The sequence below is a fragment of the Verrucosispora sp. WMMD573 genome, assembly GCF_027497175.1.
Taxonomy (GTDB): Bacteria; Actinomycetota; Actinomycetes; order Mycobacteriales; family Micromonosporaceae; genus Micromonospora.
The window spans coordinates 677464-689405 of sequence record NZ_CP114901.1 but is presented as its reverse complement, the minus strand read 5'-3'; the positions used below and the strand labels follow the sequence as shown (position 1 = coordinate 689405).

Sequence of the window (11942 nt, the reverse complement as noted above, 5' to 3'; positions counted from 1 at the left end):
GTCAGGTGGGCCGGGCCGGCCGGCGGAGGTTCTCCCGAACACGAGCGGGCGGTAGCCTCCCGTGCCGAGGAGGCGAGTCATGGAGCTGACCGCGCTGGGCCCGACTGATCCGGCCGTCGTGGCGAGCTGGGCGACCTCTGCCGAGGAGAACCGCCGCTGGTGCTCCCGGGACCGAGTGACAGCGCAGGACGTCATGCGCTGGGGAACCGAGCCCGGCGTGCTCGCGTACCTGGCGCTCGTCGACGGAGAACCAGCCGGGTACGGCGAGCTGTGGCTCGACGACGACGAGGCCGAGGTGGAGTTGGCCCGGCTCATCGTGGCCCCGGCGCTGCGCGGGCGGGGCCTGGGCCGCCGGATCGTCACCCTGCTCACCAAACTGGCCCGGGACCACCAACCGACGGTGCTGATGCGGGTGCACCCCGACAACGTTCCGGCGCTGCGGTGCTACACCGCCGCCGGCTTCGACCCGGTGCCGTCGGACGAGGCGAGCGAGTGGAACCGCGGCCAGCCCGTGCCGTACCGCTGGCTGCGACACCGGCCGGCTGAAGCCGGACCGCGCTGAAGATCGACGCCGGACCCGTGGCAGCGCAACCTCATCGGTCACCGGGCCGTTCGTTGTAGACAGTGAGCTGTTGTGCGCCAGATCCCGCCAGCTCGGCGCGGCCCGCGAGCTACGACTGCCGCACGAGGGGATCGAGCTGCGCCGGTGTTCACCGGGAACCGCGGCGCAGGTCGGCCACCTCAGCTGACGGCGTGAAGCCGGCCGAGGCGTAGGTAGCTACAGCGCCGACGTTGGAACTCTCCACGCATACACCCGCGCTGGACGAACCCATGTCACGAAGGGCCGCAGCGGCAGCAAGCGTGATCGCCGTGCCGTAACCGTGACCTCGGTGACTGCGATGGACACCCACAGGTTCCAGCAGACCCGGCCGCGCCGGGCCGGCTGACCACACAGCCGCGACTGCCACGGCGTCGTCGTTCTGATCGAATGCGGCAAGGCAGCGTGCGTCAGCGTAGAACGGGCCGCCGGCCATGGCGAGCCATCGCCCGACCGTGCGGTGGCGGTCGGCGTCGGTGAAGGGCGAGCCGCGGAACGCGGACCAGTGGACGCCGACCCACACCTCGGCTCGATCGGGCTCGATCGTCTCGACGCGCAGACCGCAGTCCGGTACCGGTTTTGACAGACTGCGATGCAACGTTGTCCACGGCTCGTCCCGCTCCCAACCCCGCTCCAGCAGCAACTGGGTGAGAAGTTCCGCACCTCGGGCTTCGACGGTCGCACCGTCGGACGTCAGGACACGCCCCGGGTCGTCCAGATCAGCCGCGAGCCGGCTAGCCAGTGCCTCGTCATCACGCCAGTCAGGAGCGACGGCCAGGCGCGCCAGTTCGGGGCCGTCCAGCAGCCCGATCGCGAGAACCTCCCCGTCGCGCCGCCACATCCGGATGGCAGCCGCCGTCGCCTCGGCGCCACGTAACGAGTGCCACCCGAGATCGCCGGAATGCAGGTGCAGCGGACCCCCGTCGTACTGCCACTGCTTGAGCGCGACCACCGCTGGTGACAACTCGTCGACGCTCGGGGTGCTCAAGCTGATGCTCACGAGTGCACCCAAACCCAGACAGCGGCCGGGCACCAGCGATTTTGTGGGGAAGCCGGCGGTCACGCCCCAGGGCTGCGTTTACCGGTAGTTGGTGAACTGGAGGGCCACGCCGAAGTCCTCGGCCTTGAGCAGCGCGATGACCGCCTGGAGGTCGTCCCTCTTCTTGCCGGTGACCCGCAGCTGGTCGCCCTGGATCTGGGCCTGCACGCCCTTGGGGCCCTCGTCGCGGATCTTCTTGCTGATCGCCTTCGCCTTGTCCTGGTCGATGCCCTGGATCACCTTGGCGTCAAGCTTGAAAACCTTGCCGGAGGGGCGCGGATCGCCCGCGTCCAGCGACTTCAGCGAGATGTTTCGCTTGACCAGCTTCTCCTTGAACACGTCCAACGCGGCCCGGACCCGCTCCTCGGTCTCCGCCTGGAGGCTGATCGCCTCCTCACCCGACCAGGAGATCTCCGCGCCCGTGCCCCGGAAGTCGAACCGCGTTCCGAGCTCCTTGTCCGCCTGCCTGAGGGCGTTGTCGACCTCCTGGCGGTCGACCTTGCTCACGATGTCGAACGACGGGTTCGCTGCCATACTCATGCTCCTGCTGTCCGGCTGTTTTGTGATCCTTTGGCCCTGGTTGCCCAGAGGCACGACCCCCCGACGGTACCCGGTTGCGGCGGCGACGGGTTGAGCCGCTATCCTTGCTTCCGCCGCCGCGCCACGGTGCGGTGGTACGCCCTGGCGGGTTGCCCGAGCGGCCAATGGGAGCGGACTGTAAATCCGTCGCGAAAGCTACAGAGGTTCGAATCCTCTACCCGCCACCAGGTGCGCCAACGGCCCCTGACCAGCAGAGATGCTGATCGGGGGCCGTTTTCGTTGAGGTGGCCTGGACCGGCTGAGAGATTCAGGCATCCATGGGGGTGACTGAATGGGGTCCGCGGCCTAGTCTGGCGGTGGCGAACCTTCCGGGTTGAGGTCGGTCGGTCGACGTGTGGTGACTGAGGGTGGCGGGCGAGGGGCGCTGGAGGTCCCCGTCATTCCGCAGCGGCGACTGGCGGCACTCCATGATCATGTCCACTAGATCCATAACGCCGCCTTGGCATGGGAATAGGCGGTTGGTGCTTTCTTCCCCTGTGGCTGCTGTCGCGTCGTCCGTGACCGGCTCTGACCTGCACGGACTAGAGCGGACGGGTCGCGCGGAGCAACGACCGGACGGACATCAGGTCCGCGAACTTTCCAGCGGCTGACCGGCTGTGGCACCATCGGGGGACCTCCATTGCGTTCCCATCACCCCGTCAGGAGCACAAATGTCTGCTCAACGCTTGGGCCGGCTGCTCGGCTCCCTTACCTTGCTTCTCACCCTAGTGGTCGCGGCAAGCATGGCTACGGAGGGCGACATCAGGACGAATGGGGTCGACTGGCAGATGCCCACACTGAACTCCGTGGTGCGTTGACGAGCGGTCTTCCCGCTGTGACAACCTCCGACACCCGCTGAGACCGACGCGCAAGGGGAGCCATGACGTCTCGTCTGCGCCCTCCACGTCGACAGACGGAATACGCCTGGTTCATCACCGGGCCACTCGCGCTCTGCGCGATCGTCGTCTCTCTGCTGCTCGGGCTGACAGTCGACCCTGCTCTTGGTGACTTGCCGCTGACGTTACTGCTCATGGTGGCGATGATCGCCGCCACCATGCCCACCATCAACATCGTGGTGCGCCGTCAGGCACTCGGCATACTCTTCACCGAGATTCCCCTGGTCGTCGCATTGCACCTGCTGCCACCCCTGTCGGTGGTGGCAGCATTCACAGTGGCCACGCTCGTGGTGCAGGTACGGCGGCGGCTGCTGCCGGCCAAGTTCTGGTTCAACGTCGCCCTCGCGGCCGCCGCGACGGCTCTGGCCACCGCCATCTATCACGTTCTGCCCCAGCCCGGTGGAGTTGGACCGGCCACCTGGGCGGTGCTGATGGCTGCGATCGCGACCCACATCGTGGTCAGCCTCGCCGCGATGGCGGCCGTGTTCACCGTCGTGCAAGGCTGGCCAGCCGGGCAGGAGGTGATCCGCGCCGCTCCGTCGATGCTGCTCGCCGGCGGGGTGAACCTCTGTATCGGTCTGCTGGTCGTCATCACGCTGGAGAGCACGCCCTGGGCGGTGCTGCTCTTCGCCGGTCTGGCCATGGCGTTCGCCCTTATCTACGGCTCCTATGCGCAGTTCCTCCGACAACACCGCACCCTCTCGGAGATGTACGAGCTCACCAAGGCGATAGGCGAGAGCGGGTCGGACGGGCACCTCGTCGACGCGCTGCTGGTCCGGATCCGGAGCCTGATGCAGGCGGAGTACGCCACCCTGTGGTTACCCGCGCAAGGGCGCCATCCGGAGGTGCTGTTGACGGCCCAGGAGGGTAAGCCGGGGCTGTTGGACGCCACACCAAGCCCAACAGAGCTGCGCGACGCCGCGGTAGCCCGCCAGGAAACACTTGCGGTGAGTAACCGACTCGGGGGTGACCCAGCGCTACGCGCCGCGCTGGGGCCGACTGCGGTCAAGGATGTGATCGTGGTGCCGCTGCGGTCCGGCAAGGCGGTCATCGGCACCCTGGAGGTGGCGAACCGGCTCGGCGACACGAACTTCTTCCGGGGCCCGGACATTCCAGTCTTCGAAACGGTTGCCGCCCATGCCGCGGTCGCGCTGGAGAACTCCCGGCTGGTCGACCGGCTGCGGCACGACGCCTACCACGATGCGCTCACGAAGCTGCCCAACCGACGCCGCATCCTCGGCGCGCTGGCCGAGGCGGTTCGGATCCGGGCCCCCGGCGAGGTGGTCGCGTTGCTGCTCTTCGATGTCGACCGGCTGCGTCAGGTAAATGAGGCGCTCGGCCACGCGGCGGGCGACAAGGTGCTGGTTGAGGTCGCCGACCGGCTGCGTGGCTGTGTGCCGTCGGCCGCGTTGGTCGGGCGGGCCGGCGGCGACGAGTTCCTGGTGACCCTGCGGCTGGAGAGCGCCGACGCGGCGGTAGAGCTTGCCGGCCAGTTGCGGGAACAGATCCGTGACGAGATGGTCTTCGACTCGCTCACGCTGGACGTGGACACCGCAGTCGGGGTGGTCGTACACCCGGATCACGGCGACGATCCGGCCACTCTGCTGCAACGGGTGGACGTGGCCGCGACGGCGGCCAAGGCGGTACCAGGCAGCGTGCAGCTGTACACACCGACGTTGGAGTCGCGGTCGCTGCACCGGCTCGGCCTCGCCGGGGACCTGCGCCACGCCCTCGACAACGGCGAGCTGGAGGTCTACTACCAGCCCAAGGTGACGCTGCGGGATCGCCGGCTCATCGGGGTCGAGTGCCTGGCCCGCTGGGAGCACCCGACGCACGGTCCGGTCGCCCCGGCGGATTTCGTCGCCGTGGCCGAGCACACCGGCCAGCTCGGCCGGCTCACCGAGTTGGTGCTCCGTGAAGGGCTGCGGCACAGCCGGGACTGGGCGCACGGGGGTCAGTCGCTCGCCGTCGCGGTCAACCTCTCCGCACGTACGCTCACCGACCAGCACTTCCCGGAGCAGGTCCGGGAGTTGCTGGACGAGTACGGCGTTCCGGCGCAGCTGCTGACCCTGGAGATCCCGGAAGCCGGCGTGCTGGACGGCACCGAGCGCCCGATACCGACCCTGCGCCGCCTGCGGGACCTGGGCGTACGCCTCTCCGTGGACGACTTCGGCACCGGCAGTTCCTCGCTGGCCCACCTGCGGCGGTTGCCGGTCCACGAGGTGAAGGTCGACCACTCCTTCGTGCAGGGCATGGCCACCGACCCGGGGGACCTGGCGATCGTCAACGCCGTCGTCACCCTCTCCCAGCAGTTCGGTCTCACCGTGGTGGCTGAGGGCGTGGAGAGCGAGCTGACCCTGGAGTTGCTCCAGGACATCGGCTGCGAGATCGGGCAGGGATTCCTGTTCAGTCGCCCGCTGCCGTACGAGCGGTTGGAGGCGTGGTTCGGGGCTCAGATCGATCCGGAGTCGATCTCCAGCAGCGAGCTTCCGAGGCTGCGCGTGGTGCCCTGAGCTGGACGTGCGGCGTCCCGGGGGATCCGATTTCACCAGTACGATCGGGCCGTGTACTCTTACCTCTGCGCGGGCACCGAGTGATCGCGCAGGCCCCCTTAGCTCAGTCGGCAGAGCGTCTCCATGGTAAGGAGAAGGTCTACGGTTCGATTCCGTAAGGGGGCTCAGAGGGTCCGGCTGGGCCCACCGCGGCGGTGTAGCTCAGATGGCAGAGCAAGCGGCTCATAATCGCTGTGTCGCCGGTTCAAGTCCGGCCACCGCTACTCTCGGCCGCCCCGGAGGATCTCCGGTGGTCGGTGGGACGGGCGCCACAGGCGCCCGCTTTGCGTGTCCGCCCAGGTGGGGCGTACGCTTTAGCGCCGTAGTTGTATCCGTTATCGAGGAAGGCACTCCGCCGTGGCGAAGGCGACCGATGTCCGGCCGAAGATCACTTTGGCGTGTGTGGAGTGCAAGGAGCGCAACTACATCACGCGCAAGAACCGCCGTAACGACCCGGACCGCATCGAGCTGAAGAAGTTCTGCCCCCGGGACGGGCGACACACCCTGCACCGCGAAACGCGCTGAAACGTGCCGGGCCGATCGGCCCGGCACCGCACGTATCCGATCGCCGGTCCCTACGGACGGCGCGGCTGAGCCGACGCCGACCGCTCGGATCGGCGATTGTGCTTTGCGTGTAGGTTCGCGGCATGCCCCTGGACCAGTCCTTCGTCGGCCGGACCTACCCGCCGACCGCCCCCTATCAGGTGGGCCGTGAGAAGATCCGCGAGTTCGCGACGGCGATCGGCGCCACCGATCCCGCCCACCACGATCCGGAGGCCGCCCGTGCGCTGGGCCACCCCGACGTGGTCGCGCCGCCGACGTTCCCGGTGGTGATCACCATGGCGGCCAGCCGCCAGCTGATCGAGGACCCGGCGCTCGGCATCGACTACAGCCGGGTGGTTCATGGCGACCAGCGGTTCGCGTACACCCGGCCGGTGGTGGCCGGCGACGAGCTGGTCTGCGTCAACGCGGTCGAGGAGATCACCAGCCGGGGCGGCCACGAGTTTCTGACCACCCGGACCGACGTCAGCACGACCGCCGGCGAGCCGGTGGTCGCGGTCTGGTCCAAGCTCGTCGTACGCGGGGAGGCCTGACGTGGAACTGCCCACCCAGACGTTCCGGGTGACCCGGGCGGACCTGGTTCGTTACGCAGGTGCCTCGGGCGACTTCAACCCGATCCACTGGAGCGACCGGTTTGCCACCAAGGTGGGTCTGCCCGGTGTGATCGCCCACGGCATGTTCACCATGGCGCTCGTCGGTCGGGCGGTCACCACCTGGGCTGGCTCGTCCGACGCAGTGGTCGACTTCGGCGTGCGGTTCACCCGTCCGGTGGTGGTACCCGACGACGACACCGGCACCGAGATCGTGGTGACCGCAGTGGTTCGTGAGGTGACCGACGCGGGTCTGACCAGGCTGGACGTCACCGCCACCTGTCTCGGTGAGAAGGTGCTCTCGCAGGCGCGGGCCACCGTGCGTACGGCGGGCTGACCGGCACCGCACGGCACGTCGGGTAGACCGGTTGGGAAAGTCGGGTCGGTACCCGTACACTGGTCCGCCGTGGGGCAAGTGACCCCTGCCTGGTCGTGTGATGTTGTGACCGGGCAGGGCGAGCGTTGCCGCACAGGGGTGTAGCTCAATTGGCAGAGCAGCGGTCTCCAAAACCGCAGGCTGCAGGTTCAAGTCCTGTCACCCCTGCGCCTCAGGCCTGACCGTTCCGTGGGTCCCGCCGCCTTCTGGTGGCGTCCGGCCCGTGGTGGTGGCATCGGCGGGGAGGTTCCGAGGCATCGGGCCTTCCGGTCGATCCGCCGGCCGCGGCCCGTCCCGGGACGGTTGGTCCGGCCGGCGTGACCAAGCGCCGCGCACGTGCACCGCGTGCGACACCGACATCCCGCGACGGAGGGCGAAGTGGCCGACAACAAGCGGCGCGGCGAGGACGCCGACGACGAGCGTCTGAACGACGAGGTCGTCAACGACAGCGCCGAGGACGACGCCACCGACGCGGACGAGCCGGTTTCGCGGGGTGGCACCGCCACCCGTTCGCGGGCCAAGGCGGATTCCGCCGACGGTCGCAGGACGCGTACCGACGCCGACAAGGTGGGCCTGTTCGGCCGCATCGCGCGTTTCATCCGCGAGGTCGTGGCCGAACTGCGTAAGGTCATCTGGCCGACCCGCAAGGAACTGCTGACCTACACGGCGGTGGTGATCGCGTTCGTCACGGTGATGCTGACGATCGTGGCTGTCCTGGACTACGGCTTCGCCAAGGGCGTGTTGTGGGTCTTCGGCAACCCCAGCTGACCGGCTGAACGTGCGATAGTGACGGAAGTGAGCAAGCGTGCCTGAGTACGACGAGACCGCCGCGACCCCGGACGAGCAGTCCACGGTGGCGACGGCGGCTGGTGACGAGTCGGTCGAGGCCGCCAACGAGTCGGAGTTCGCCATGACCGAGCCCGCTCCCGAGGAGGACTTCGACCCGGTCGCGGAGCTGCGGCAGAAGCTGCGCTACGCACCGGGCGACTGGTACGTGGTGCACTCGTACGCCGGTTACGAGAACAAGGTCAAGACCAACCTCGAGACCCGGATCACGTCCCTCGACATGGAGGACTACATCTACCAGGTCGAGGTGCCGACCCGGGAAGAGGTCGAGGTCAAGAACGGCAAGCGTTCCCAGGTACAGGCCAAGGTCTTTCCCGGCTACATCCTCGTCCGGATGGAGCTGACCGCGGAGTCCTACTCCTGCGTACGCAACACCCCCGGGGTCACCGGTTTCGTCGGTGCCACGGACCGGGCCGACCGGCCGGCGCCGCTCAGCCTCGACGAGGTGCTCAAGTGGCTGGCACCTGCCGTCGAGACCGAGCAGAAGAAGGCCAAGCCGGAGATCAAGGTCCTCGACTTCGAGGTCGGCGACTCGGTGACGGTCACCGACGGCGCCTTTGCCTCCCTGCCGGCGACGATCAGCGAGATCAACGCCGACCAGCAGAAGCTCAAGGTGCTGGTGTCGATCTTCGGCCGGGAGACGCCGGTGGAGCTGAACTTCAACCAGGTCGCCAAGATCTGAGCTGGCGGCCTCCGGCGGCGGGCGACCGCCGCCGGTTGTCGTCGTCCGCCCGGTTCACCCGCCCGGCCCACCTCTGTGGCCGCCGGGATCCAGGTCTGCGCTACCCTAGAACGTCGCCGCCGTCGCATGCGCGCTGACCGTGCGCGCCCCGACGGCGGTGTCGTGTGAACCTTTCCCAGTTCCAAGCCCCAGGAAGAGACATGCCTCCGAAGAAGAAGCTCGTCAAGACGTTCACGCTTCAGCTGCCGGCGGGCCAGGCGACTCCGGCGCCGCCGGTCGGTCCCGCGCTCGGTCAGCACGGCGTGAACATCATGGAGTTCTGCAAGTCGTACAACGCGCAGACCGAGTCGCAGCGGGGCGACATCGTCCCCGCCGAGATCAGCGTGTACGAGGACCGGTCCTTCACCTTCGTGCTGAAGACCCCGCCCGCCGCCCGGCTGCTGATCAAGGCTGCCGGCGTGCAGAAGGGCTCGGGTGTCCCGCACACGCAGAAGGTCGGTTCGGTGACCCGCGCCCAGCTGCGGGAGATCGCCGAGAAGAAGATGGCCGACCTCAACGCCAACGACCTCGACCAGGCTGAGAAGATCATCGCCGGCACCGCCCGGTCGATGGGTCTGAACGTCACCGACTGACGTCGGCCACCACCGACCCGTACGGATCGTGGGAGGGCGCGCGAGCACCGCGGCCCGCCAGAGACCACAGGAGTAGACAGAAGATGCAGCGCAGCAAGAGCTACCGCAAGGCCGCCGAGGCCATCGACAAGTCGAAGCTCTACACCCCCGTCGAGGCCGTCAAGCTGGCCAAGGAGAGCACCGCCACCAAGTTCGACGCCACGGTCGAGGTCGCGATGCGCCTCGGCGTCGACCCCCGCAAGGCGGACCAGATGGTCCGCGGCACGGTCAACCTGCCGCACGGCACCGGTAAGACCGCCCGCGTGATCGTCTTCGCTGCCGGCGCGAAGGCCGAGGAGGCCGTCGCCGCCGGTGCCGACGAGGTGGGCACCGACGAGCTGGTCGCCCGGATCCAGGGCGGTTGGCTGGACTTCGACGCGGCGATCGCCACGCCCGACCAGATGGCCAAGATCGGCCGGATCGCGCGGATCCTGGGCCCGCGCGGTCTGATGCCGAACCCGAAGACCGGTACGGTGACCATGGACGTCACCAAGGCGGTGTCGGACATCAAGGGCGGGAAGATCACCTTCCGGGTGGACAAGCACTCGAACCTGCACCTGATCATCGGTAAGGCCTCGTTCTCCGAGGCCCAGCTGGTCGACAACTACGCGGCCGTCCTCGACGAGGTGCTGCGGGCCAAGCCGTCGGCCGCGAAGGGCAAGTACCTCAAGAAGGTCACCCTCACCACCACGATGGGACCGGGCGTACCGGTCGACCCGAACGCGGTGAAGAACCTGCAGGAGGGCTCGGCCGACAGCTGAGCAACGACACACCGACGCGGCCCCGCCACTCCTGGCGGGGCCGCGTTCGTCTGTCCGGTGTGGCAGGCTCGCGGCATGTGGCTGGAGGGCGTCGGGCTGCGGTACCACCGGCGCGGTCCGTGGTGCTGCGGCGGGTGGCGGTGCGCGTGGCGGCGGGCAAGGCGGTGCTGCGTCCGCCCGGCCTGCTCGTCCTCGACGAGCCCTGGGAGGGCCTGGACGCCGCAGCGCGTGACCTGGTCCCACAGGTGGTCGACGAGGTGCTGGCACGGCGGGTCGGTGCTGGTAAGCGACCATCGCGGGGAGGCTGTCCGGTTGCCCGGCGCGCGGGAGTGGTTGGTGGCCGACGGGGCAGCCGGGTGATCACCCGCAGTGCCGGCTACGGTGTGGCGGTGCTGCGCCTAGCGCGCGGTCGAGGCCCGGCCGCCCGGGGCGATTTGGCGGTCACCGCAGGTGTCGCGTAGCCTGGTGCGCGAAGTTCCACCCAGAGACCGCTGGTCACCGTGCTCCGGCACGGTCGAAGGTCCCGCGAAGACGGGCGACCCGCGTAGGGCGGCAAGCGATATCGGCAGCATCCATCGGTCCGCCGACCAGATGAATCCGCCGTCCTCGCCCCGTGCGCCCTGCGCCGGGGCTTTTCTGTTGCCGCGACACCTCCGCCCCGTCACAGGCGCTCGCCTGCGACGGTGACCAGCCTCGAGCAACGAGAGAGGAGGGACATGGCGGACAAGCCGATCCGGGCCGACAAGGCCACGGCCGTCGCAGAGCTGACCGAGAGCTTCCGGAGCGCGGGTGCCACCGTGCTGACCGAGTACCGCGGTCTGACGGTCTCCCAGCTCACCCAGCTGCGGCGCTCGCTCGGCAAGGAGACCAGCTACACGGTTGCCAAGAACACGCTGGCCAAGCGTGCCGCGGCGGACGCGGGCATCTCCGGCCTCGAAGAGCTGTTCACCGGTCCTACCGCGCTGACTTTCGTTTCGGGCGACGTCGTCGAGGCGGCGAAGGGCCTTCGCGACTTCGCGAAGGCCAACCCGAAGCTCGTCATCAAGGGCGGCGTCTTCGAGGGCAAGGCCATTTCCGCGGCCGAGGTCACGAAGCTCGCCGACCTGGAGTCCCGTGAGGTGCTGCTGGCCAAGCTGGCCGGCGCGATGAAGGGCAACCTGAGCAAGGCCGCGGCCCTGTTCCAGGCCCCGCTGTCGAAGACCGCCCGTCTGGCGGCCGCCCTGCAGGACAAGCGCGAGAAGGAAGGTGCCGAGGCGGCCTGAGGCCGCGCCGGCACACCACGTTCTTCAGTTCGAATCATTAGGAAAGGACGCCAGACATGGCGAAGCTCAGCACCGACGAGCTGCTCGACGCGTTCAAGGAGATGACGCTGATCGAGCTCTCCGAGTTCGTGAAGCAGTTCGAAGAGACCTTCGAGGTCACCGCCGCCGCCCCGGCCGCGATGATGATGGCGGGTCCGGCCGCCGGTGGCGCTGCCGCCGAGGCCGAGCCGGAGAAGGACGAGTTCGACGTCATCCTCGACGCCGACGGTGGCAAGAAGATCCAGGTCATCAAGGTCGTGCGGGAGCTGACCGGCCTGGGCCTCAAGGAGGCCAAGGACCTGGTCGAGGCCGCTCCGAAGGCGGTCCTGGAGAAGGCCAACAAGGAGACCGCCGAGAAGGCCAAGGCCAAGCTGGAGGGCGAAGGCGCCAAGGTCACCCTCAAGTGACCTGAGTCCCACCTGGCCGTCCCGGCTCGCTAGAACCGGGCACACCACGTCGCGGCGGGCGGCGATCCGACAGTGGATCGTCG

The 11942-nt window shown here is 68.6% G+C and carries 13 protein-coding genes, 4 tRNA genes and 1 pseudogene; 16 read left to right on the top strand and 2 right to left on the bottom strand.

What is annotated here, in order from left to right:
- The first annotated feature begins 79 nt into the window (after window positions 1–79).
- Window positions 80–562: a GNAT family N-acetyltransferase gene (locus O7601_RS03225; protein ID WP_281564780.1), complete on the top strand. Its 483-nt coding sequence runs from the start codon at window positions 80–82 to the stop codon at window positions 560–562.
- 148 nt (window positions 563–710) lie between these two features.
- Here O7601_RS03225 and O7601_RS03220 read toward each other — a convergent pair whose 3' ends face one another.
- Window positions 711–1598, bottom strand: a complete 888-nt coding sequence (locus O7601_RS03220; protein WP_281566774.1) for a GNAT family N-acetyltransferase — start codon at window positions 1596–1598, stop codon at window positions 711–713.
- Between the two features lie 78 nt (window positions 1599–1676).
- Window positions 1677–2171, bottom strand: coding sequence for a YajQ family cyclic di-GMP-binding protein (locus O7601_RS03215; protein ID WP_210936658.1), 495 nt, complete (start codon window positions 2169–2171; stop codon window positions 1677–1679).
- A gap of 149 nt (window positions 2172–2320) precedes the next feature.
- Here O7601_RS03215 and O7601_RS03210 point away from each other — a divergent pair.
- The 15 genes and pseudogenes from O7601_RS03210 to rplL all read left to right on the top strand — a co-directional run bounded on the left by O7601_RS03210 (window position 2321) and on the right by rplL (window position 11859).
- Window positions 2321–2404: transfer RNA gene (locus O7601_RS03210), tRNA-Tyr, on the top strand.
- A 692-nt stretch (window positions 2405–3096) separates the two neighbouring features.
- Entirely contained in the window at window positions 3097–5625 is a 2529-nt protein-coding gene (locus O7601_RS03205) for a bifunctional diguanylate cyclase/phosphodiesterase (RefSeq protein ID WP_281564779.1), read from the top strand.
- 92 nt (window positions 5626–5717) lie between these two features.
- Window positions 5718–5790 (top strand) — tRNA-Thr (locus tag O7601_RS03200).
- 25 nt (window positions 5791–5815) lie between these two features.
- A tRNA-Met gene (locus O7601_RS03195) sits at window positions 5816–5888 on the top strand.
- A 133-nt stretch (window positions 5889–6021) separates the two neighbouring features.
- Window positions 6022–6189, top strand: coding sequence for a 50S ribosomal protein L33 (gene rpmG, locus O7601_RS03190; protein WP_093403583.1), 168 nt, complete (start codon window positions 6022–6024; stop codon window positions 6187–6189).
- 122 nt (window positions 6190–6311) lie between these two features.
- Window positions 6312–6758: a MaoC family dehydratase N-terminal domain-containing protein gene (locus tag O7601_RS03185; protein WP_281564778.1), complete on the top strand. Its 447-nt coding sequence runs from the start codon at window positions 6312–6314 to the stop codon at window positions 6756–6758.
- 1 nt (window position 6759) lies between these two features.
- Entirely contained in the window at window positions 6760–7152 is a 393-nt protein-coding gene (locus tag O7601_RS03180) for a MaoC family dehydratase (protein WP_281564777.1), read from the top strand.
- 134 nt (window positions 7153–7286) lie between these two features.
- A tRNA-Trp gene (locus tag O7601_RS03175) sits at window positions 7287–7359 on the top strand.
- A gap of 210 nt (window positions 7360–7569) precedes the next feature.
- Window positions 7570–7959, top strand: a complete 390-nt coding sequence (gene secE / locus O7601_RS03170) for a preprotein translocase subunit SecE (protein ID WP_281564776.1) — start codon at window positions 7570–7572, stop codon at window positions 7957–7959.
- Window positions 7960–7996: 37 nt separating this feature from the next.
- The gene (nusG, locus tag O7601_RS03165; protein ID WP_281564775.1) at window positions 7997–8719 is read left to right on the top strand and encodes a transcription termination/antitermination protein NusG; all 723 of its coding nucleotides are present in this window, start codon (window positions 7997–7999) and stop codon (window positions 8717–8719) included.
- 200 nt (window positions 8720–8919) lie between these two features.
- Window positions 8920–9351 (top strand): 50S ribosomal protein L11, encoded by a 432-nt coding sequence (gene rplK, locus O7601_RS03160; RefSeq protein WP_093403591.1) that lies wholly within the window; start codon window positions 8920–8922, stop codon window positions 9349–9351.
- 83 nt (window positions 9352–9434) lie between these two features.
- On the top strand, window positions 9435–10151 hold the full coding sequence (gene rplA, locus O7601_RS03155; RefSeq protein WP_281564774.1) for a 50S ribosomal protein L1: 717 nt from the start codon (window positions 9435–9437) through the stop codon (window positions 10149–10151).
- Window positions 10152–10309: 158 nt separating this feature from the next.
- Window positions 10310–10478, top strand: a pseudogene (locus tag O7601_RS03150) (ABC transporter ATP-binding protein); the annotation flags it as partial.
- 389 nt (window positions 10479–10867) lie between these two features.
- Window positions 10868–11413 carry a 50S ribosomal protein L10 gene (gene rplJ, locus O7601_RS03145; protein WP_281564773.1) on the top strand — a complete coding sequence of 182 codons (546 nt, stop codon included), beginning with the start codon at window positions 10868–10870 and terminating at the stop codon, window positions 11411–11413.
- A 56-nt stretch (window positions 11414–11469) separates the two neighbouring features.
- The gene (gene rplL / locus O7601_RS03140) at window positions 11470–11859 is read left to right on the top strand and encodes a 50S ribosomal protein L7/L12 (RefSeq protein ID WP_091570033.1); all 390 of its coding nucleotides are present in this window, start codon (window positions 11470–11472) and stop codon (window positions 11857–11859) included.
- Window positions 11860–11942 lie beyond the last annotated feature (83 nt).